Origin of the sequence: Dyadobacter soli (genome assembly GCF_900101885.1) — a bacterium.
Lineage (GTDB): Bacteria > Bacteroidota > Bacteroidia > Cytophagales > Spirosomataceae > Dyadobacter > Dyadobacter soli.
In genome coordinates, this window is sequence record NZ_FNAN01000010.1 from 1 (window position 1) to 21,607 (window position 21,607).

The 21,607-nt window shown below is 50.7% G+C and carries 24 protein-coding genes; 9 read left to right on the forward strand and 15 right to left on the reverse strand.

The annotated features are described in order from the left end of the window. From BLQ88_RS16985 to BLQ88_RS16995, 3 genes are all read right to left on the reverse strand, one after another. The coding region (locus tag BLQ88_RS16985) for a hypothetical protein (protein WP_143016862.1) at positions 1-296 on the reverse strand (296 nt) is incomplete at its 3' end. 749 nt (positions 297-1,045) lie between these two features. Continuing rightward, positions 1,046-1,558: a signal peptidase II gene (gene lspA, locus BLQ88_RS16990; RefSeq protein ID WP_090152442.1), complete on the reverse strand. Its 513-nt coding sequence runs from the start codon at positions 1,556-1,558 to the stop codon at positions 1,046-1,048. Then, a complete protein-coding gene (locus BLQ88_RS16995; RefSeq protein ID WP_090153141.1) occupies positions 1,558-2,247 on the reverse strand; it encodes a 3-keto-disaccharide hydrolase in 690 nt (229 codons plus the stop codon). Before BLQ88_RS16995 ends, lspA begins: the two co-directional genes overlap by 1 nt. Before the next feature lie 145 nt (positions 2,248-2,392). On the opposite strand from BLQ88_RS16995, the gene BLQ88_RS17000 reads away from it, so the two are divergent. After that, positions 2,393-4,210 carry a M61 family metallopeptidase gene (locus BLQ88_RS17000; protein ID WP_090152444.1) on the forward strand — a complete coding sequence of 606 codons (1,818 nt, stop codon included), beginning with the start codon at positions 2,393-2,395 and terminating at the stop codon, positions 4,208-4,210. Between the two features lie 42 nt (positions 4,211-4,252). Here the strand turns inward: BLQ88_RS17000 and BLQ88_RS17005 are convergent, their stop codons facing one another. The 3 genes from BLQ88_RS17005 to BLQ88_RS17015 all read right to left on the reverse strand — a co-directional run bounded on the left by BLQ88_RS17005 (position 4,253) and on the right by BLQ88_RS17015 (position 8,580). After that, a complete protein-coding gene (locus BLQ88_RS17005; protein ID WP_143016863.1) occupies positions 4,253-6,406 on the reverse strand; it encodes a T9SS type A sorting domain-containing protein in 2,154 nt (717 codons plus the stop codon). A 150-nt stretch (positions 6,407-6,556) separates the two neighbouring features. Beyond that, the gene (locus BLQ88_RS17010; protein WP_090152450.1) at positions 6,557-7,324 is read right to left on the reverse strand and encodes a TIGR03915 family putative DNA repair protein; all 768 of its coding nucleotides are present in this window, start codon (positions 7,322-7,324) and stop codon (positions 6,557-6,559) included. Further along, complete coding sequence (locus BLQ88_RS17015) at positions 7,324-8,580, reverse strand: putative DNA modification/repair radical SAM protein (RefSeq protein ID WP_090152453.1); 1,257 nt, start codon at positions 8,578-8,580, stop codon at positions 7,324-7,326. Before BLQ88_RS17015 ends, BLQ88_RS17010 begins: the two co-directional genes overlap by 1 nt. Before the next feature lie 139 nt (positions 8,581-8,719). Between BLQ88_RS17015 and BLQ88_RS17020 the strand changes: the two genes are divergently transcribed. Further along, entirely contained in the window at positions 8,720-9,472 is a 753-nt protein-coding gene (locus BLQ88_RS17020; protein WP_229212741.1) for a thioredoxin family protein, read from the forward strand. Here the strand turns inward: BLQ88_RS17020 and BLQ88_RS17025 are convergent, their stop codons facing one another. From BLQ88_RS17025 to BLQ88_RS17035, 3 genes are read right to left on the reverse strand one after another with little or no spacing between them, the layout of a single operon-like run. After that, complete coding sequence (locus BLQ88_RS17025; protein WP_090152459.1) at positions 9,473-10,273, reverse strand: GNAT family N-acetyltransferase; 801 nt, start codon at positions 10,271-10,273, stop codon at positions 9,473-9,475. Positions 10,274-10,301: 28 nt separating this feature from the next. Beyond that, a complete protein-coding gene (locus BLQ88_RS17030) occupies positions 10,302-10,841 on the reverse strand; it encodes a hypothetical protein (RefSeq protein WP_090152462.1) in 540 nt (179 codons plus the stop codon). Beyond that, positions 10,838-11,314 carry an RNA polymerase sigma factor gene (locus BLQ88_RS17035; RefSeq protein WP_090152464.1) on the reverse strand — a complete coding sequence of 159 codons (477 nt, stop codon included), beginning with the start codon at positions 11,312-11,314 and terminating at the stop codon, positions 10,838-10,840. Before BLQ88_RS17035 ends, BLQ88_RS17030 begins: the two co-directional genes overlap by 4 nt. 92 nt (positions 11,315-11,406) lie before the next feature. Here BLQ88_RS17035 and BLQ88_RS17040 point away from each other — a divergent pair, with 92 nt between their 5' ends. Beyond that, positions 11,407-12,243: a sulfurtransferase gene (locus tag BLQ88_RS17040; RefSeq protein ID WP_090152466.1), complete on the forward strand. Its 837-nt coding sequence runs from the start codon at positions 11,407-11,409 to the stop codon at positions 12,241-12,243. 40 nt (positions 12,244-12,283) lie between these two features. Here BLQ88_RS17040 and BLQ88_RS17045 read toward each other — a convergent pair whose 3' ends face one another. Further along, positions 12,284-13,162: a c-type cytochrome gene (locus tag BLQ88_RS17045; RefSeq protein ID WP_090153143.1), complete on the reverse strand. Its 879-nt coding sequence runs from the start codon at positions 13,160-13,162 to the stop codon at positions 12,284-12,286. A 177-nt stretch (positions 13,163-13,339) separates the two neighbouring features. On the opposite strand from BLQ88_RS17045, the gene BLQ88_RS17050 reads away from it, so the two are divergent. Beyond that, positions 13,340-14,341 (forward strand): helix-turn-helix domain-containing protein, encoded by a 1,002-nt coding sequence (locus BLQ88_RS17050; RefSeq protein ID WP_090152469.1) that lies wholly within the window; start codon positions 13,340-13,342, stop codon positions 14,339-14,341. Positions 14,342-14,357: 16 nt separating this feature from the next. Next, complete coding sequence (locus BLQ88_RS17055; protein WP_229212721.1) at positions 14,358-14,888, forward strand: YceI family protein; 531 nt, start codon at positions 14,358-14,360, stop codon at positions 14,886-14,888. 4 nt (positions 14,889-14,892) lie between these two features. On the opposite strand, the gene BLQ88_RS17060 is transcribed toward BLQ88_RS17055, so the two are convergent. Next, on the reverse strand, positions 14,893-15,153 hold the full coding sequence (locus BLQ88_RS17060; protein WP_229212722.1) for a hypothetical protein: 261 nt from the start codon (positions 15,151-15,153) through the stop codon (positions 14,893-14,895). Between the two features lie 140 nt (positions 15,154-15,293). On the opposite strand from BLQ88_RS17060, the gene BLQ88_RS17065 reads away from it, so the two are divergent. Continuing rightward, on the forward strand, positions 15,294-15,992 hold the full coding sequence (locus tag BLQ88_RS17065; RefSeq protein ID WP_090152475.1) for a class I SAM-dependent methyltransferase: 699 nt from the start codon (positions 15,294-15,296) through the stop codon (positions 15,990-15,992). Positions 15,993-16,181: 189 nt separating this feature from the next. After that, positions 16,182-16,439 carry a T9SS type A sorting domain-containing protein gene (locus BLQ88_RS17070; protein ID WP_090152478.1) on the forward strand — a complete coding sequence of 86 codons (258 nt, stop codon included), beginning with the start codon at positions 16,182-16,184 and terminating at the stop codon, positions 16,437-16,439. A gap of 47 nt (positions 16,440-16,486) precedes the next feature. Here BLQ88_RS17070 and BLQ88_RS17075 read toward each other — a convergent pair whose 3' ends face one another. The 3 genes from BLQ88_RS17075 to BLQ88_RS17085 form a co-directional block, all read right to left on the reverse strand. Continuing rightward, complete coding sequence (locus BLQ88_RS17075) at positions 16,487-17,356, reverse strand: tetratricopeptide repeat protein (RefSeq protein ID WP_090152480.1); 870 nt, start codon at positions 17,354-17,356, stop codon at positions 16,487-16,489. 128 nt (positions 17,357-17,484) lie between these two features. Beyond that, positions 17,485-17,718 (reverse strand): hypothetical protein, encoded by a 234-nt coding sequence (locus BLQ88_RS17080; protein WP_229212723.1) that lies wholly within the window; start codon positions 17,716-17,718, stop codon positions 17,485-17,487. A gap of 78 nt (positions 17,719-17,796) precedes the next feature. Then, a complete protein-coding gene (locus BLQ88_RS17085) occupies positions 17,797-18,426 on the reverse strand; it encodes a pyridoxamine 5'-phosphate oxidase family protein (RefSeq protein ID WP_090152486.1) in 630 nt (209 codons plus the stop codon). Between the two features lie 80 nt (positions 18,427-18,506). On the opposite strand from BLQ88_RS17085, the gene pdxR reads away from it, so the two are divergent. After that, positions 18,507-19,976: a MocR-like pyridoxine biosynthesis transcription factor PdxR gene (gene pdxR / locus BLQ88_RS17090; protein WP_090152489.1), complete on the forward strand. Its 1,470-nt coding sequence runs from the start codon at positions 18,507-18,509 to the stop codon at positions 19,974-19,976. Beyond that, positions 19,973-21,184, forward strand: a complete 1,212-nt coding sequence (locus tag BLQ88_RS17095; RefSeq protein ID WP_090152491.1) for an MFS transporter — start codon at positions 19,973-19,975, stop codon at positions 21,182-21,184. Before pdxR ends, BLQ88_RS17095 begins: the two co-directional genes overlap by 4 nt. Here BLQ88_RS17095 and BLQ88_RS17100 read toward each other — a convergent pair. Then, positions 21,179-21,547, reverse strand: a complete 369-nt coding sequence (locus BLQ88_RS17100; protein ID WP_090152494.1) for a helix-turn-helix domain-containing protein — start codon at positions 21,545-21,547, stop codon at positions 21,179-21,181. The genes BLQ88_RS17095 and BLQ88_RS17100 overlap by 6 nt on opposite strands. Between the last annotated feature and the right edge of the window lie 60 nt (positions 21,548-21,607).

Consider the following 21,607-nt stretch of genomic DNA (forward strand, 5'->3'; position numbering starts at 1 on the left):
TCCAACTGGATTGTTTCGGAAGGTGTACTATCGGAAACAACCTTTTTCTTTTCCTGTTTTCCCTTTGCCATACTCCTAGGCCTCAACCCTGAATTACCTTTTAAAACTTTGGTTTTTGAATCGTAGCCCAACTTTCGCATCCAGCGCAGCAGATGGCCGCGTTCTTTGCTCTGGCTCGTATATTTCTTCCAAATTTCAAGCTTTGAATAGTCAGTCGAAAGATACTCCTTGATGATCTGGTGCCGCTCCTCATCGGTAAACAAATTACCGTCCTTTTTGAAAAATATCTTACCCATTTTGAAATTGGTTGGTGTAAACCTATTTCAGGACAAGACAATAGCTACCTGGATACGCCATGGTTCGCCGGCCCCAGCGGGGCCACCTGCGTTCTTGCTATAAAATGCCTGACAGCATTTTAATCGTGCGATGAATGCGTCTTTTGCTACCAATGTTACGTGCCTGACGGCACTTGAATGGAATATGGGAGGCGTAACTTTGCAAGGCAACGACCAATCGCGTTAGCGATGTAACCTTGGTAGTAAAATCAGGGATTCAATTTAGGGGCAAATGCCGTCAGGTATTTGATAACAATGCAGCCGACTAGCGAAAGTAGAAAGCCCCGGCGGGGCCTACTGTTTATGGCTACGCGGATACGCCTTGGTTCGCCGGCCTCTGCGGGGCCATCTGCATTCTTGTTGTTACATGCCTGACTGCATTTTAATGAGGCGATGAATGCGGCGTTTGCTACCAATGTTACGTGCCTGACGGCACTGAATGGAATATGGGAGACGCAACCTTGTAATGCAACGACCAATCGCGTTAGCGATGTAACCTTGGTAGCAAATCAGGGATTCAATTTAGGGGCAAATGCCGTCAGGCATTTAACAACAACGCCTAACCGTGAATACAGGAGGCCCCGCCGGGGCCGGCCAATACGGAGAAATCCGGGGAGCTATAAACAGGTAGCTCCTCCGGAGCGGGCGTTTGCTTCGTAAGCGGTTATTTTGCAATTACTTACATTACATGCAGGCATCACGGCCCTCAATCAAATCCCCGGAAAGCGGGACTTCTGGCGGGTGTAGGATTGGTATAGGAAAATGAACATCCCGGTCATGATCGAGACGTCGGCCATATTGAAAATGCCGGTTTGGAATAGCCCGAAATTGATGTGCATGAAATCGGTTACCGAGCCGTGGACGAGGCGGTCGTAAATGTTGCCGATGCCGCCTCCGATAGCGAAACTCAATGCCAATGCACTCAGCCAGGTCAGATTTTTTTTCGTGAGTAAATAAATAATGCCGAAAAGGAGCGCAATCAGCGGGATTACGGAGAGTACGAAAATTTTGATCGAATCGGGTAACGAGCTGCCGATGCTCAGAAATGCACCCGTATTTTCGACGTAGGTGATGGTGACGTAGTCCTTGATCACGTGGATCGTTTGGTAAAAGCCCACATTCTCCCTGACCACGCTTTTCGAGATCTGGTCGCAACCAATGTTGGCGATCAGTATCACGACGATGGCAATATTTCTGACAAGGCGGTTTGATTTGAAATTCATTATTTGGACAATGCTTTAATCGGCGTCAGTTTCACATCTTTGAACTCAACTTCGGAGCCTTCCGACTGCAATGCGATCTGTCCTTTGGAAGCAGTTGCATCATAGCCGTAGTTGACGAGCACGCCATTGAGCCACACCTTAATTGAATTCTTAACACATTCGATCACCATCGAATTCCATTCGCCGAGCGGCTTTTCGGTGCCGTCGGTAAGGTTGGGAATGCGGCGGAGCTTGTCGCCGTTTACGCCCCATTTTTCCTTCGGTCCGCGGCGTTTCTCCATGTCGGGCACGGTAATGTCTTCCTGAATGCACCAGAAATCGCCGGCGTTTTGGTTCATAAGTTGTATTTCAATGGATTTGGGAAACATTTCATACAAATCGCGTGGCTTTGAAACGAACACCAGCGCACCGCAATTGCCCGGCTTTCCTGCGAAGCGGTACTGAAAGGTAAAGCGGAAGTTTTCGTGCTGCGCGTCCGTGATCAGGTGCCCGCCGGGTGTTCCCAGGCTCACGAGCAGGCCATTACGCACGAGAAACGGATTGATGACATTCGGGTTTTTGTCCATTTCCGGCACGTCGATATGCCAGCCTTTGAGGTCTTTACCGTTAAAAAGTGCCTTCGTCTGGCTGAATGCGTGCTGGGATGTGATGGCGAGGGTTAGCGCTAAGGGAAGGAAGAGTTTCTTCATGGACGTCGGTACTATTACGGTTTTAATGGGATTTGAATCGGAAAAAATAAGCAATAATCGGGTTAGTAGGTGTATGGGCGCTTCAAATGTTCGGTTATTGGGTTAAATTGGCGCCTTATCACTTCAAAAAACACTTCATTAGTCCATGAAAAAACTGGCCGCTTTGCTCGCCACGCCCATGTTTTGCTCGTATGCTTTCGCGCAGACGATCCGTTACGACGTATCTTTTCCCAACATCGTCCACCACGAGGCCCGCATCGCATTGAGCGTTTCCGACGCGCCTCAGAAGGAGTTGTTGTTCAGAATGTCGCGCTCGTCGCCGGGCAGGTACGCGACGCACGAGTACGGGAAGAACGTGTATGATGTGGCCGCCGTCGATAAGTCGGGCAAGCCGGTTCCGGTGCAGCGCGTGGACGGCGATGTTTATAAAGTAGCCGGTATCAACGGTTTTGTAAAAGTTGAATACACATTATACGCCAACCACGCCGACGGTACTTATGCCGGGATTGACGCGAGCAGCGTGCATTTGAACATGCCTGCCGCATTCATGTGGGTGAAAGAGCTGGAAAAGGCGCCGATTACCGTGGCATTCAATCTGCCAAAAGCTAATGACTGGACGATCGCTACCCAGCTCAAAACAACCGGCGAAGCGAACGTTTTCACTGCACCCGATTTGCAATACTTCATGGATTCGCCCACCAAAATCGGGAAGCTGACTATCAAGGAATGGACGGTACCGAATGCGGACAACAAGCCGTCGCAATTCAGGCTTGCGTTGGAAGCCAAAGCCAGCGACTCGCTCGCTACGGCATTCGCGAACAAAATAAAACGCATTACCGAAGAAGCCAGGATGGTTTTCGGGGAATTTCCGGCATTTGACAATGGCCACTACACATTCCTGGCGAGCATTAATCCCTATGTAAAAGGCGACGGCATGGAGCACCGCAATAGTACAATGATCGCGCTCCCGGTCGCATTCGATGGTTCGGACAATCTGCTGGGCGTGTTTTCGCACGAGTTCTTCCACACCTGGAATGTCGAGCGCATTCGGCCGAAAACGCTGGAACCCTTCAATTTCGAGAAGAGTAATATGAGTTTCGAGCTCTGGTTTGCCGAAGGGTTTACCCAATACTATGGCGAGCTGTTGCTAGAAAGAGCCGGTTTCGACTCGCTCGAAGAGTATTGTAAAACGCTGACATCCCTGGTAAATACAAAAGAGAACACCGCCGGTGCCAAGCGCATTTCGCCCGTACAGGCCAGTAGCAATGCTGTTTTCGTAGACGCAGGCGTTGCGATCGATAGGACGAATTACCCGAATACTTATACTTCCTACTATCCTTACGGTGCTTCCATAGCGCTCGCATTGGATCTTCAATTGAGAAGTAGAGGGCTGAATCTCGATGATTTTATGAAAGCAGTTTGGGCAAAACATGGCAAGCCGGAGATTGCTTATAATGTATCAGACCTGGAAATTGTTTTGGCAGCATACACCAAAGACAAAGCATTTGCACAGCAGTTTTTTGCCAAATACATTACCGGACATGCGTCGCTGGACTATGGCCCGCTATTGGCGCATGCGGGCCTGCTCTTGAAAAAGCAATTCGAAGGTCAAGCCTGGATAGGCGATATGCACTACGCAGAAGGTGCGGGATTGACGATCACATCCAATACCATCGTGGGAAGTCCGCTTTACGAGGCTGGATTGGACATCGACGATGAAATTTTGAAAGTGGATGGAAGACTGGTATCTAAAAACGACGAGTTGATTTCAATACTCAAAAACCACAAACCCGGCGACCACATCGCCGTTGAATACAAGCACCGCGGGGAACCCAAAACTGCGATGCTGGAATTGGCCGAAAATCCGCGTTTGCAGGTGGTCACAAATGAAGACGCTGGTAAACCGGTGTCCGCCGAAATGACGGCCTTCCGGAACGCCTGGCTTGGAAGTAAATGGAAATAAGCAAAAAAGCGGTTGCCCGTCCCCAGGCAACCGCTTTTGCATTTAGCGTGTGAGTAAAATCTTCTTGGTTTCTACCGAATCCGGCTTCTTCACTTGCAGCAGGTAAATCCCGGCAGGGGCATTGTCGAGGGTAATGCGTTCCTCGTGCGCGCCCTTGCCTCTGACACTGCGCGTATGCCACACTTTTCCTTGCACGTCGGTCACCTTAATGGTACCGGTTTCACCTGTTTTTAGATTAAATGTCGCTTTGAACTCGCCGGGAGCCGGGTTAGGGAAGGCTTGCAGGAGCGGTGGATCGCTTTGATTCTGAACAAATTCCGGCGCGGCCATTCTTGCGTTGCTCTCGCTGTTTCCGACGCAGATTTTATCCTGGCGTGTGGCAGTACCAGGTAATCCCTGAATGCGGATAGTGTTGTTACCGGCCGACAGATTGAGATTGAATGTTTCTTCGCGCCAAACGATGTTCCAGCTGTAAGTAGGGGGCAACTGCAATGCCGGGATCGCGATATTTCCATTTACCGATACACTTACTTGTGCATTCGGCTCGGCGTAGTAACGTAAGGTCACCGGATACATTCCCGAGGTAGGCACGTTCGGGATGTCGTAGTCGACATAGTAATCGTAATTGTTTTGTGCACCTTTGGTCTGGCCGTTCGATGCGTTTGGATCACTGCTGTTAGGACCGTTGCCGGCCGACCATTCGGATTCCTTACACACGCTGAACGGTCCGGATGGAGCGTCGCACCCGCTGACGGTTATATCAACACCCAGGACAACTGACACACAGCCATTCTTGGAAGCTACCAACGAGTAGGTATATGTACCGTTGCCGGAAGGCGGCAAAATTGTAGTGGAAGCGGTTGTTGCATTTATGCCCTGCCCGAGCCATTTGTAGGCCACCGATCCGCAATCCGGACCCACGCAGGTCGAATTCAGGTCTACGGTCGTCGAGCATGCTGGGGTGAGTGTTGAGGCGGAGGCAGACACAATGAAGTTACACGCCGACGGATACACAGGTCCGCTGCTTCCCGTAACGCATATTTTGTCCTGACGGATAACCGGATAGCCGAACCCACTCCAAATTTTAATCCTGTTATTACCTTCCTTCAAATTGAAAGTATAGGTCTTCTCAGCCCAAACGACATTCCACGAGCCCGATGCTTCCAAGCCTGTCAGCGGCGCTGTTTCTTCACCATTCACGCTGATCGTAATGCCGGTAGGATGGGTAGAATAGTAGCGCAACGTTACCTGGTGAGGTCCGGTTGTTTTTACTCCGTTAATTTCATATTCAACAGAGTAACTCGGACCATTCTGCGTGCCGCGGGTTTTGCCGTTCGAAGCATTGGGGTCGTCGGTGATTTCCCCGTCGCTAATGGAATTTTCCGCTTCCACGCACGTAGTGAAAGGCCCGGAAGGGACCGGGTCGCAATTGACCATAACTAGTACCCTGGACGCCATCAATCCGCAACCTTCTTTGGTGGCGGTAAGAAAATAATTATATCCCGCGCTCACCTTGGGCGCCGGTACAGAAACGGACTGGCCCGTAAAATTCAGCCCGCCGCCCGACCAGTCGTATGCTACGCCGTCACAGGCACCTGCGCATTGCGCCGTAAACGTAAGGGTTTCCGAGCATTGCGCATTAGGTTTGTCCACCGTTGCATATACATCGAAATCGCATTCTGGCTCGCTGGGGCCATTTTCCAGCCAGCAGGCCTTATCCTGCCTTACATTGTATCCGGGCAGCTCTGCAATCTTCACCGTGTTACCGCCCGCCCGCAGGTTTACCTCAAACGTATGCTCGCGCCACGCGATGTTCCAGGAATGCGAAGCAGGAAGTGTTACTTGCATCGATGACAAGGTATCATTATTGACTGTGACCATTACCGGCGAGTCCTGCTCCGCATAGTACCGAAGCGTAATCTGATACTTGCCGGGGACATAAACGCTGGTCGAATACGAAACCCAGTAATCCGACCCGTCACGGGCACCGCGAGTCAGATTATCGGAAGCGTTCGGGTCCGAAGAAATGGGGCCATTACCATTGGACGTTTCCGCTTCGAAACACATTGAAAACGGTTCAAAGGCAGGAGCAGCATTAACTTTGGATGAATTACCGGCGTAACCGCCGGCGGGAGCGGCAGCATGAGAAGCAATCGCTGAGAGCAGCAAGCAAAGAATGAACGTAAAGGTTTTCATAGCATGCAGGAAAATGTGGATGAATGGACCTTCCAATGGGAATCATTGGAAAAGACAATCGGGACTTGAATTGTCTACATTTCCGGAGACACGGGCGGAAATGTAAACCGTGGCGACATGCTCAAAAAAATTAATGATTATCAGGCAAATCTATCCCTGCTTTTCCGAAAGGTACTTCCAATAGCGCCTGGGGACGTGCCTTACGTGCAGGCGTGTGTTCTTGCGCGCCTGAATGTTGGTACTTTTGAAATATTCCTGCCAAAGTAAACTGTATAACTGCTCTTTCGGGTCGAGCAAATCAGCGGGGAGCGCGTTCACGATCGACATCTGCGGAGCTTCGTCGAGCTCAATCTCTTCCGTTTTTTCCAGATCGTAATACAGCCCGTATTTTCTCTTCAGATCATAAATAATCCATCGCTGGTCGGCATAGCGGTTCTGAAAATGCTCGGGGAGGAGGGGCAGCACGTCAAAATCAGGTTCTATGTGAGCATAGTAAATGCCGTCACCGGTCTTTTGAAACCGTATGAATGCCTCCATCCGGTGTTTTTCACGATGGACTTTCTGTGCCATTTGAGAAACGGCGAGCACGTCGGGGTGCGCAAAATTTTCAGTTGCTCCGGGAGGCTGATCGATGATGTATCGGGCAAAATTGAGCAAATGCTGAAAAGTCTCCGGCTGTTCGGAAAGAAATGCTTTATAAAACCGGAACTGCCATTCTTTGCCCAGTTTTTTACAAAGCCCTTTCCACACACGCTTGCCTTTTTCACGGTCCGAAACGACGCGAAAGCCCGAGTCGAATACGTCGGGAACATAAAGCGATTCGGTCACCAGCTTCACCACCTTCGATTTCCGTTGGTAGCATTCAAAAACGGCAGTGAGTAACCCTTCCAGCGATCCGTCGAAAATATAGAGCTCCATCAGAAAAGCGACAGTTGGTTGTTCGGGTTCGAGAGGTATTTGCTTTTGCTTTCGGAAAGAATCAGGCCTTTGATATGCCCCGCTTCATATTCTTTGAGCTGCATCGGGCTGTCGGCATAGCGGATAAAATGGCGCGCCTTGCGGAATGCAATGCCCAGTTTTCGCAAATGGTTTTCATACAACCGGTTAAACTTCCGCGCCTGAACGATTTTTAATGCAGAAGCGACGCCAATGCCGGGTACCCGCAAAATCATATAGTAATCGGCCGTGTTAATGTCCACCGGGAATTGATCGAGGTTACGCAATGCCCAGCTGAGTTTCGGATCGACGTCCGCTTCGAGGTTCGGATGAACGTCGTTGAGGATTTCCTGTACTTTGAAACCGTAGAACCGCATGAGCCAATCGGCCTGGTAGAGACGGTTTTCGCGGATCAAAGGTGGCTGCGAACCAATTACCGGCAACCGGGCGTCGTTGCTGATCGGAATGTAGCCGGAGTAATACACCCGTTTCAGGGAAAAACTCTGGTAAAATGCATTCGCGGTATGCAATATCTCCTTATCCGACTCCGGCGTAGCGCCCACGACGATCTGCGTGCTTTGCCCGGCGGGCACGAATTTCGGTACGCTTTTGATCAGCGCCTTTTCGTTTTCAAATTGCGTAATGTTGTTTTGAATGTATTTCAAAGGCTTTTTCACCTCGGCATGCGACTTTTCGGGCGCGAGAAGTTTCAGCCCAGTCTCCGTCGGCATTTCAAGGTTAATACTCATCCGATCGGCATACATACCCGCCTCGCGTAGTAACTCGTCGCTCGCGCCAGGGATCGTTTTCAAATGAATATAGCCATTGAAACGTTCTTCCTGCCGGAGTTTTTTCACAATGCGGACCAGCCTTTCCATCGTATAATCGGCATCTTTGAAAATGCCCGAGCTCAGAAACAGCCCTTCGATGTAGTTGCGCCTGTAAAAATTCATGGTCAGCTCCACGACCTCTTCCACGGTGAATGCGGCACGTTTTATATCGTTGCTGCGCCGCGACACGCAGAATGCGCAATCGAAAATGCAATGGTTGGTAAGCAGTATTTTCAGCAGCGACACACACCGGCCATCTTCGGTGTAGGTGTGGCAAATCCCCGTTCCTTCCGCATCTCCAATTCCTTTGTTCTCATTTTTCCGGTTACTGCCGCTCGACGAGCAAGAAACGTCGTATTTCGCAGCATCGGCCAGAATCCCCAACTTCTCACGGATCCGCTCGTACATACCCAATTTGCAATTAGTTAAATTTGTCTAAAATATTGATCGGCATTAACCTGTTATTAGGAGGTCGTGCTGAGTGAATATTTGTGCATGAAAATACCAAAAATATGATACTAATACAATCTTTCGGGACGGAATGTTGGTGAGACGTTTGAATAAATTTGCTATATGTTTGCTGGTGGTGATCGGAACATCCAGTTTTTCAGCGTTTTGCCAGTCCGACGAGCCCAAAGTGACCCGCTACAATGGCAAGGTGAGCCAGCAGATTGTCATGACCCGAGAATCGCCGATTATTGACCACGCCACCGGCAAGCGGATCAGTTACGAAACCTACGACAACATGCTCCGGCGCAATCCGGGACTGTACAAGACGCAGCCGATTTTTGATAAATTCGGGAAAGCCTCTTCATTTGAAATCATCAAAAGGAGCCAGTTGCACATTCAATCCGACGGTTCGGTCATGAACAATCCCGACCTGATGCCGGAAATAGGGGAGCCCATTGCCCCGTTTGTCATGCGCGGGCTCGATGGAAAGGAATACGATTCGGAGAAGTTAAAGGGCAAATACATTCTGCTGGGCTTTTGGGTGAGGTACGAAAAGCCGCTGTACACGTTCGCCAGCACGAAAGTGATCTCGAATTTTGTCGATGAAAACAAAAAGAAAGGTGTCGAGATCATTTCCCTCGGCACGACGCTCAACACCGAGGAAGAATGTTTGGAAGCGATCCCGAAACGGAACTGCGGTTTCATTCCCGTTCCGGAATCGTATGGTTTCAACCATCGGTACAAGATCAGCGAGACGCCCTATTTCATATTGGTCGACCGGAAAGGGATCGTAAGGGCTATGGCGCCGCATACCGAGTTTTCCAAGATCAGCGACCTGGTGCTGCGCTGACTAGCCCAATGCGCCGCTGATGCGGTTGTAGAGGCGTTCGGGATGCCACACCCTGCGCGGGCCGAGGATCATGCGCCGCGACGTCCGGTACATATCGTAACCAATTTCATTGAGGTATTTCAAGCCTGTGGTGTTGCCCATGGGCAGGATCGCCACAGGCCGCGTCGCCGAGCGGAATAGTATCAATGCAAATCCGGCTTCGTCGCTCGCCGCTATCACCGGGCCGTCGCTCCAAGTGGGCAGGTACACGCCCTGCAAATGGCCATTTGAATCGATATACAGGAATGCTTCCGGGAGAAACTCGGCCATTACGCCGCGCCGGTCTTCACCGGACACCATGCGGTCGATTGCGTAGGCAGCCTCGCGAAATTGCTCGCTAAATGGCTGAATGTGAATAGAATGTTGTTCTGCAACAAGCTCGGCCCTTCTCAAATGCGCATATTGCCCTTCGACTTCGAAGCCCTGTTTCAAATATACGGGGTATCCAAACTCCGTAGCGTCGAGGTAAATGGTCGGGTAGCGGTTCCGGTCGACGCTTTCGATCAGATTCCGCGTGATAGCGCTGCCGAGGCCTTTGTTCCGGTGCTCGCCATGCGTTATAATGCACGCAAGCCACACCGTATCGTTGTGATAAATAGCGGTGCCGACCGCAACAGGCTGACCGTTTTCGGAAATCTTGATCGGCTTGCAGCAGTCAGATTTTAAAAAGTAACTGAATCGGGGGCGGATATCGCCCCAGCCCTCCGGTTCGAGAGCGGGTAGGTAGGCAATGTCGTCTTCTGTAAATTCCTGGCAAATCATGGCATGGATCGTTAGTCCCGCTAAAATGTCAAAAATCTGCTTCCAACTGTCTGAAATGTGCTATTTTTCTTTGCCAGCTGATCCATGAATAAGCGAACAGCAGGATGAAAGTGATGATCAATGCGCTCAAAATGATGTATTTACGTTGCGTAAAAACCGTTTGATAAGTAAGAAAGCGCAGCAGCGCAGCGGCATACACTACCGACGATACCAGGGAGAATGCCGCCATTCGCCTCAATGAATGTACCTGCCTGGCCAACGCCTCGCGGAGATTCCCGCTTACCATTGGATTTTGAATGTGCAGATAGCCCAATGCATTATTAGTAATGTAAAGAGCGATGCTCAAAATCAGCATTGCATTTACGGCCAAAGGCTTTTGAGCCCCATCAAACCCATCATAAAAAAGAAGCAGGAGCGCGGTAAGAGCAACCATTTCTGTCATGAACTTAATCCGCAATTTGCGGAGTGCGGGGTGGTTGCGGACGCGTGTCATAGCGGCAAGCTCCTTTTCGGAAAGTGATTCGTGACCGGCATTGCGCCAGTCGGATTTCAAATCATCGATATTCATAAGTTCGTCGAAGTTGAAAGAGTTCTGAGTTTTTCTTTGATGCGGTTGAGCTTTACGCCCACGTAGTTTTCGGAAATGCCTGTTATTGAGGCGATTTCGGCATAGGAGTAATCTTCGAGATACAAGGAAATAAGTGCCCGTTCGGGCTCGCTCAGCGTGCGTAATGCGCGGAAGAGCCATTCTTCCCGTTCCGAAGTGGTTTCACTCGTGTCGGCGAGGTCGGGCGGATGTTCGGAAAGTGAAACGGGAGGCCGCTGCTTGCGGTAGGACGCCATAGCCGTATTGAGCGCAATGCGGTAAATCCAGGTCGTGATCTTTGCCTCGTGACGGAAACCGGGGAATGCGCGCCAGAGCTGGTACACGATTTCCTGAAAAAGGTCCTGCTGATCCTCGGGCGTGTTGCGGTACATTCTGCTCACCTTAAAGATGATCCGCTGATGCGCCCCGATCGTTTCAAGAAAAATTTTCTCCATAAAAATCAAATCTTTCCCAATAGGTTGCGAGGATTGGGAAAAACTTATCAAAAACAACGTTATTTACCAAAGTTTTTTCAAAAGACCCGGAGATGAATATCATTACAGCAGACCAGCTCAGAACGATTCTGGAAAATGAAGACCCTATTGTGATCGATGCACGGGGTGGGACCGATGCCCTGGAACGGTACAACCAGGCGCATCTCGAAAATGCCCAGTTTGTAGACCTTGAAACCGATTTGTCGGAGAAAGCCGGCGATCCGGCTGATGGCGGGCGGCATCCATTGCCCTGGCCGGACGATTTCGGGCGTTTTTTAGGGATTCTCGGCATTAGCCCTTCATCCACGGTGGTTGTATATGATGATAAAAAAGGCGCCAATGCCGCAGCGCGTTTCTGGTGGATGCTCAAAGCGGCTGGTCATGAAAAAGTATATGTAGTAAGCGGCGGGTTGGACGCGATCACCGAAGCCGGGATCGATTTAACCCAAAAAACGGCCTCGCTGCACGCATTGGAAGAATACCCTATCAAAGGCTGGCAAATGCCGCTGGTGGATGCGGACGATGTGGCGCTTGCTGCGGCCGATCCGGAGTCGATGGTAATCGATGTGCGCGAGCATTATCGCTACCTGGGCGAAAGCGAGCCGATCGACCTCGTTGCCGGACACATTCCGGGCGCTGTCAATATCCCTTATACTTCCAACCTCGACGGAAAAGGCGAGTTTATGCCACCGGCCGACCTCGCTGCGAAATACAAGGAAGCACTGGCCGACAAAGATCCCCGCAAAGTGATCGTGCATTGCGGCTCGGGTGTGACCGCATGCCACACGCTGCTCGCGCTTGCGGAGGCGGGTATGCATGGCGCGAGCCTGTACGTGGGCTCGTGGAGCGAGTGGTCGCGTACGGAGCGACCCATTGCCACAGGCGAATGATATCAGTACCGGGCCGGACCTCAAAGTCCGGCCCGGTCGTTTATTGGATCGATTGCAGGTAGTCGTAGAGCGAAGAGAGCTCACCGCGCGTGTATTGCGCAGTCATTTTCCAGGGCATATCCTCATTTTTCAATACATGGCCTTCCGGCGTCTTTCCGGAGGTGAGCGTGGCGATGAACTGTGCTTTCGTCCATTGACCGAGGTGGCCTGCCCGGGTAATGTCGGGTACCGGCGGAAAGCCCGGCGCGAGCGGTTCGCCACCTTTGAAATTCTCGCGATGGCATCCCGAGCACGACACCGCCAGGTATTTACCCTGTGCCGCACCTTCCGCCGAGTCAGCCCGGGCGATCATCGGTTTGTCGTGATCGATCTTTTCTACGGATAGCAGCGGCATTTTCCCTAGATAGCTCATAATTACCGCAACCGGCCCCAGATCATTTTCAGGAAGCGTATTGTCGATCTTCGGGATCTGGCGGCAATAGGCGATCAATGCGGCCATATCCTGCTGCGAAAGCAATGCGGTTTCATGGGACGGCATAAAAAGCAGCGGCTTGCCGTCCTGGTGAACGCCGTGCCGCAGCGCCACAAGCCAGTCGGACACTTCGTAACTCGCAGGTAAACCTCCCGCTCCCTTTGTAAGGTTGCCCGCAACGAGGCGGCCGATCGCGCCGTCGTCGTTCATTACTTTACCTTCCAAATTACTCCCATGGCAATCCTGACAACCTATAATGGCTACCAAATGCTTTCCTCGGGCAAGGGCAGCGCTGTCCGAGGGGATTTCAATGCTTTCTTTTTCAAAAACATACGCTTTGTTCATCCGGCTTTTCATGGAAACCGAGATGTAGGTGTAGGTACAAATTGCTGCAAGCAGGACTACGGCCAGGACAATGCCCGTCCATTTCAAGATTTTTCTGATCATGGCTTTTGAAGTTTTGAACAAAAGTGGGGAGTGCCACATTGCATTGGCCTACGCAAAACGGATAAAAATCTACGACAAACGGATTTTGTCGATTAATCGGGCCGATCACTCAATAAGAAGCGGGTGGGAGGCGGTAACAGGCGTATTTTCGTGCTGTGTTAAAACCGTTTAAGTCGTATGGGAGCCACATTTATCCATTCCGCTGATATCCTCGATTTCAATCCGATCCCCAATCCGCAATCGGTCATTCCGGGCGTACCTGTGGATAATCAGGGAGAGTTTCTGACGCGTTACCATCCCAAAGTGGGCGAGATGAAGTTCAAAAGCTTGCTTTTTCCGCATCTGCACCTGATGAACCTGCACTGGACGTCGCGGGAGGATGTGGTACTCTACGATAGCACGCCGGTAGATACGATTAATATCAATTTCCACATGGCTGGGAGGCTCGATACCAAGTTTGAAGGACTTTCGCACGACCTCAACATGCGCCCGGGCAAGCATAACCTCGTTTTTTCGCCGGAAGGTGCCGATACCAACCGGGTGGCAGCTAATGACTCGCTCGAAATGTTCCATATCAGCCTCGACAAGGCGTTTTTTGCCAACCTGATCGGTTGCGACGATCATTGGAGCGAGCGCATTCACAAAAATTTGCTTCATAACCGGCCGTTTTCGGGCATTACCGGCACGGCTGACACGACACCGCTGATGCACAGCCTGATCCGTGAAGTGAAGCAATGCAGGCAAATGGGCGCAATGCGTAATCTAATGATCCAATCCCGCGTGTTGGAGTTGCTGGCTTTGCAGATCGAACAGTTCCGCGGACCGGAACGGGTAGAGGGCATTTCGGCAGCCGATACCGATAAACTGTATCAATTGAAATATTTCCTGGACACCCATTTCCTCGAAGAATTCTCCCTCGCAGAGCTCTCGCGGGTTTGCCTTTTGAATGAGTTTAAGGTTAAAAAAGGGTTCAAGGAACTGTTCGGTAACACGGTTTTCGGCTACCTGCGCCAACTACGGATGGGCTACGCGGAACGGTTGCTGCTGGACGCATCGTGTTCAGTGGAAGAGGTTTCGGATCTCCTGGGATATGAGCACGCGCAGCATTTTTCAATTGCCTTCAAAAAGTACCGGGGAATAAATCCCTCGATGATCAGAAACAAGCGCACAATAGCATAATTGCATTGAAATGACGATGAGAAAATATTTAACACTGGTCAGTTTATTGATAATGAGCGGGTATGTATTTGCCGTTATAACCGGCTGGCGCATTGCCGAAGGTTATCAAATCCGGTTCGACGGCAAGTATGCGCATGGCTCTTTTCAAAAAATGGAAGGAAATATCCGCTTCGATCCGGCTCAGCCCGAGGAATCCCGCTTTGAGGTGTGGGTAGATGTCGCGTCTATCGATACGGGTATCGAGCTTAAAAACAAACACGCCAGAAGCGACAAGTGGTTCGATGCTGAGAAATACCCGCGCATTAGTTTCGTCTCAACGTCCGTCAGCCGGACTGACACCGGTTTTGTGGTGCGCGGCGATCTGGAATTAAAAGGTATTAAGAAGGAAGTCGCCATTCCCTTCGCATTCGCGAGCGAGGGCGGGCAATATGCTTTTTATGGAAAGTTTAAGGTTAAACGGGGAGATTTTGGCATTGGAAAGTTAAGCGGCAAAGAGTCGGATTCCACTGCCGTGGAAGTCTCTGTCCCCGTCTTCGCGATCGAATAGCATTTTATTGCTCCCGAAGCGCTTCGAGCTGAAAGAGCAAGTCCTGCAACTCCTGCTCGGCCGCCCTTAGCGACCGCATTTCCGCACTTTCGACCACATTCTGCGCCGGGTCGTCAAAGTTCTTCGTTTCTTCCATCACCTCAGGGTTCTCGCGGTTTTCAGGCGCGAATGCGATGCTTTCTTCCAGATTTGTACGCTCGAAGTCGATCTGTTGCCTTTTTGCAAGAATTTTATCTTCCAGTTGTTGCCGTTCGGTTGTGCTCATAGCCATCATTGTTTTTGAATATTGCCTTAAAATAACCGATCCAGGCAATTTACTCAATAGAAGAGGGTAATTTCATCTACGAACTTATCTTGACGATCATTGAACAGTTCAGATACATCTAATGATAACTTAGCAAAACTATGGACTACGTAAATGGGTCGTCTGATTACCTGAGCGCCAATCCGGGTTGGCATGTTGAAGATTCGCCCTGGAAGGCCTCTCAGATCATCAAAATGCTGAAAAGAAAGAGCCTGCACCCCAGATCGATCGTGGAAATTGGTTGTGGTGCTGGCGAAATCCTCAACCAGCTTTATGAACGCTGGGACGACAAGGCCGTAAAGCTTTGGGGTTACGACATCTCGGCGGATGCGTATGCATTTTGTAAACAGCGTGAAAAGGATCGTTTGAAATTTGTTCACGGCGACCTGCTGAAAACGGGTGAAAGGTTCGACGTACTGCTAATGATCGACGTTTTCGAGCATGTGGAAGATTACTTCGACTTTATCCGTAAAAGCGCGCGTCACGCCGAATACAAGATTTTTCACATCCCGCTCGACCTCTCTGCTTTGGCCGCAATGACCGGTCATCTGATGAAATTGCGGCATTCTGTTGGCCATATTCACCATTTCAGCCGTGAAATGGCGCTCAACACGTTGAAGGACTGTGGTCTCGAAGTGGTCGACTGGTTTTATACCCTTTCGGAATTGGAATTGAACTACGGCCGGCACAATTTCAATGGAAAGGTCGTCAATTCATTTCGAAGAGCTTTGTATACCGTCAATCCGGAGCTCGCCGTGAAAACGGTAGGTGGATTTTCACTTTTGGTTTTAGCAAAATAAGAAAACACACAGCTAGTTTACCCCGTCTAGGCGCGGCCCGTTCGTTCGGGTCGCGCTTTTTTTTCCGTTCGGTCATTGCTTTCAAGCCGGTTGAACAACGTATTTGACGTAAGGAAAATGTCTTTACACATTGCACGCATCATTTCACACTTTTGTCGGGGTGCGCCCGGCAGCCACACAGAAACCAACATGAAGAAAACAGAAGATTTGAAGCGGGAGGTAACAATTAGTCCCAATCCGGCCCGGGACGAGGTCCGGATCGGCGGTGTCAAACGGATGGAAATCGCATCGATCGTCGTGTGGACGCGCTCGGGACATGCGATTACATTGCGGGAAAAGCAGAACGGGACCATTGACGTATCGCACGTCAAGCCGGGACTTTACTCGCTGGTAGTCACTTGCTGGGACGGGTCCATGATTGCGAAAAGGATTTCAATTCGCCGGTAAATGCAAGGGGCCGATGGCGGGCAGGTGCGCCTTGGTGCGCCTGTCCGTTATTTCATATTGAAAGCCCGCTTCAAAAAACCGCCCAGGAAACTGGCAGCGAATGTGAGGATCATGGAACCGTAAAGGCTGAAATTTTCAAGCTCCTGACGTGCCCCGTCGCCCGGTGGTGATGTGAACAGGAAGTAGCCTGCAACGAGGAGAATGCATTGCATGGCAGCCAGCAGCCAACCTTTATATGGCTCTGCGAAGCCGATGGAGATGGCCGCGAAAACGGCCACCAGGTAGGGCATGTGAATGCTTTCCGCATTATTAATAACGTAAAGCAGCAATGCGCTCGTCAGTATGATCATGGCCATGTTAATGACCAGCCTTTTGTCGAAGAATGGCGTTTTGGATGCCGCATGTGTACCAGGCCTGCTTTTCAGCTGCTCCGATAATTCGTTTGCATGGTTAGCGTCGGCTTCTGCCTCGTTTGTGAGACCAAGCAGGACAAATGCTTTCGAGCGCCATTCGTAAGGTGCGGCGCTGGTTTCTTCGGAAAGCGTTACGGCCCGGTTGAAAGCTGCCAGGGCTTGTTCCGGTTGGTTTTGTTCCAGGTACAGCTTGCCGAGTTCGAGATGAAGGGTAAATACCTGATCGTCGTAGCTCTGGCCAGCCTGGAAGTCGGTTAATGCTGCTTCCGTATTCCCGAGTTTTTTCTGACACATGCCGCGGTACAGGTACGCAATGCTGGATTTGGGTTTTTGCCTGATCCTCGCATCAAAATAGTCGAATGCTTCGCCGGTTTGGCCACTTTCAAAAAGTTTTATTCCCTCCGCGAGAGCCGCAGCCTCTTTTTCGCTGGGCGTGCGCAGGTCGGCGTAGTTGCGGAGGTAGTAGATATAGCCGAAAAAGGCGATTACAACCAGAAATTCCATATTGTTTGTAATAAATCAGCGCATGACAGTCCAATGATGGCGCCAAAATTCGGTACCGACGGCCGCAAATCAAAAAGGAACTTAGTGGATTGTTCAATGAAAAGTGTGAATGGTAGCAAAGTGCCCTTTCAGACGAGGATCACCGTATTAGGTTCGCCGCCATTTTCGGTACTCAGCGCGGAGTAGGTCAGGGCAATGCGTTTGCCGGTATTTTCGGCCATTTCAAGCAATTGGAAAACTTTTTCCTCTCCCTCGATTCGCAGCGCCTGGTACAAAATGTTCCCGTAATTGAACTCGCGGGAACCCAGTCCATTCTTTAAAGCCGCCAGCTGATACCGGTCGAATATTTCCTTTCCTGACATGAAGTGCAACATTTGGGTGTGATATTGCAGGTGAATTTGCCCGAAAGATGCTCGAACCGGTATCAAAGTTGCATGCGGTTAACTTAAATGTTGAGGAAGTGGAATATTTTGGCTCGTCGCGTCGGCAATTGGTTGGCCGCGCTGGGTTTCCAGCGGTATTAAGCCCGACCAGATAGGCAGTTCCAGGTCCTCCGGCTCGTCCTTCGGCATTCCGTCGCGCATTTTGGCGGAAGCTTCGTCAAAAGAAAATGCCAGGGCGGTCGTTTTCCGCACTTCACTGTCGGTCATCGGGCGCAGGTAATCCCAGCTGTCGGGTACTATTTTATTGGTAAGCCATTCAAATGCCGCCCGTTTTGTCTCGATATCTTCTATCTTTTCCGCGTTGGAAAAAATAACCACCGACCGGTAGTTCACTGAATGGCTGAATGCCGATTTCGCGACAACGAGCGAATCGGTAAGCATCACGGAGATACAAACCGGTATTCCTTTCTCGATTTCCCTGATAAAATGGCTGCCTACCGAGCCGTGAATGTAAATTTTGTCTTCATAGCGGACAAAAGCCGTTGGAATGGAGAACGGCTTATTGTCCACCGCATAGCTAATAGTGCAAAACAATGCTTCGTCGAGGATCGCACAGATTGTTTCATGCTCGTAATATGTGCGTTTGGCGAGCCGGCTGGGTACGAGATAGGGTGGTAGCGTATTCATTGGGCTTTGTTTTTCTTCAAAATTATCGTTTAATTGGCCTATCTCTTTAATCCAATATTTTAAATGATGGTAGTCCAATCATGATGAATGTGCTATCGACGCTGATCACGCCGGAAAAAGGCGGAAAGCAGCCCGTGTACCTTCAAATTGCCAATCAGCTTATGTCTCTGATCAAAAATGGTACGCTGCAATCCGGTTACAGATTGTTGAGCACGAGGCAGCTGGCGACTATTTTAAAGGTGCACCGGCGAACGGTCGTGCAGGCGTACGATGAGTTGCTCGCGCAAGGTTGGCTGGAAAGCCAGACCGGGAATGGGACATTCGTTGCCCGCAACCTTCCCGATTTGCGTCCGCTTCCGCTTCCCGTGGAAAAAGCGGCTGACAGGGACCCGCTTAAAAAGGCTGGTTTTCAGTTTGAAAAGCCGGTTCATTTAGACAGGCCCGTGCTGAAAGCGGGTTTCCGGCTCCACCTGGACGACGGCTTTCCCGACCCGAGACTAGCGCCGCTGGAAGACCTTTCGCGTGCGTACAGGAGCCAGCTGTTGCATGGTAATTCCTACACGCGGCTGGGCTATGGCGAAACCAGTGGTACCAACTGGCTGCGGCAGGAGCTGTCCACCCATTTGAACGAAACGCGCGGGCTCAAAACTTCTCCGGCCAACATCCTGATTACGAGGGGAATGATAATGGGAATGTACCTAGCTGTAACGAGCCTCTTGAAACCGGGGGATTGCGTAATCAGTGCTTCGCCCGGTTGGTTTGGGGCGTCGATGAACTTCACGCAGGCGGGTGCGAATGTGCATTATCTGCCTGTGGATGAGCATGGTATGGATGTCGATGCGGTGGAAGAAGTATGTTTGAAACAGCCCGTCAGAATGGTGTACATTACATCACATCACCAATATCCTACCGCCGTCGCATTGCGGCCCGATCGCCGGATCAAGTTGCTGAAACTCGCTGAAAAGTATGGTTTTGTGATTTTTGAGGATGACTATGACTATGATTTTCACTATTTAAGCAAGCCGCTCCTGCCGCTTTTCGGGGCCGATCAGGCCGGTATGGTGCTGTATTGCGGCTCGTTTACCAAAACGATTTCTCCCGCTTTCCGGATCGGTTACCTCGTGGGGCCGGAGGACGTGATTGCACATCTGGCCTCGCTGCGGCGCATTATCGACCGGCAGGGCGACACGATGCTCGAAAATGCAATCGCGGAGTTGCTTCAAGCGGGTGTCATTCAGCGGCATTTGCGGAAGTCGGTGCGCGTTTACAAGCAGCGCCGCGACCTGTTTTGTGATTTGCTTAAAACAGAACTTTCCGATCACGTCAGCTTCGATATTCCCGACGGCGGAATGGCGGTTTGGACGTGTTTTGACCCTAAAATCGATATTGCAAGGCTTGCAGAAAGGGCCGCGCAAAAGGATTTGTATTTCTCAAACGGAAAAGTTGCGGGATATCCGCCGAAGTTCAGGAACTATATACGCCTCGGATTCGCTTCTTCTAACCCGGACGAACTGGAAGAAAGCGTAAAGATTATCAAGGATTTGTTATGATCAGGAAAGTTATCGGTGCTTACAGGGCATCTTTCACTGGCCTCAGTCGGGAAACCTGGCTGCTGAGCGTGGTGATATTGGTGAACCGCTGCGGGTACATGGCCGTGCCGTTTATGAGCATGTACATTACACAAAGCCTGCATAGGAGCATCGAGGATGCCGGGCTGATCATCACGCTGTTCGGCGTAGGTTCGATGCTGGGTGCGATGGCGGGCGGCTATCTTACCGACAAGCTGGGTTTTCAGCCCGTACAGATTGGCAGCCTGATACTGAGCGGCGTATTCTTCATTCTTTTCAGCCTCGTAACCGATTTCCTGCTGCTTTGTGGGCTGATCGTCGTCCTCAGTTTTTTTGTAGAAGCATTCAAACCGGCCAACCAGACGGCCATCGCGGCCTATTCAACACCTGAAAACCTTATACGGTCCTATGCGCTCAATCGCCTGGCTACCAATATCGGTTTCGGGTTCGGTACCGGTGTGGGAGGGCTGCTGGCGGCGATTAATTACCATCTTTTGTTCTGGGTCGACGGTGTGGTATATGTGCTGGCCGGATTGCTTATCGTGTTGCTGCTGCCTAAAAGAAAACATGTTACGAAAAACGACTTCCCCGTGGAGGCGGACGTGAGCACCGGTTCTCCCTGGAAAGATGCCTTTTTTGTGCGCTTCCTCGTAATGGTCACGCTTTATATGTTGTGTTTTGTGGTGCTGTTCAGGCTTGTACCGGTGTATTGGAAAGAGGAAATGGGCATTGGAGAGTCTACCATCGGCATCATGCTGGGCATGAACGGGCTGATCATTGCCTTGTTCGAAATGGTGCTCGTGCAAAACCTTGCTAATCGGAAACCCGACTATTTTTATATGGTTGCAGGGCCGATTTTCAGCGCATTGGCGTTTCTGGCGCTCGTGGTGCCGCACGTTTTGCCGGTGATTTTGGCAGTTGCGACCGTCGTGCTGTTCACGACGGGTGAAATGCTGGCTTTTCCTTATCTGAGTACTTTTGTGATGAGCCGGGCCAGCGATCTCAACCGCGGCAAATATTCCGCGGCCTACTCGGTATCGCAATCGGTGGCTCAGATCATCGGCCCCGTCATCGGCGCGTACGTGGCCGGGCATTGGGGGTACAGCGCATTGTGGATGCTGCTGATCTTGACCAGTTGTATTTGTGCGCTGGGTTTCCGGTCGCTGTTCCAGCGAAACCTGGCCTTATGAGGCAGGCTCCTCGCCGGGCTCTTCCACTTTCTGTACCTGGTCCAGTTGTTCTTTCAGGGTCGTGATCCGGTCAGCTTCGAGTTCGAGCGCCTTGCGCTGGAGGTCGATCAGATCGTCCTTCCTGATCATAATATATTGTTCGCGGGGTTCCTCGAACATCGGCGCTTCACCTACCAGTTGCGCGACCGTGGTATCGAAGAGTTCGGCCATCATCCGGAGCTCGGCGAGGGACGGATCGTTTCTTCCGTTTTCCCAGTTTGATATCACTGCCTTGCCCGATTTTTTCAAAGCCTTGGCCAGCTTATGCTGGTTCCAACCCGCCAATTCGCGGCATTTTCTTATTCTTTCGCCAACAATGGACATTAGTTATAAGTTTGATATAAAAATACTTGACTATTGTATACTTAATCTGTACCTTTGTTA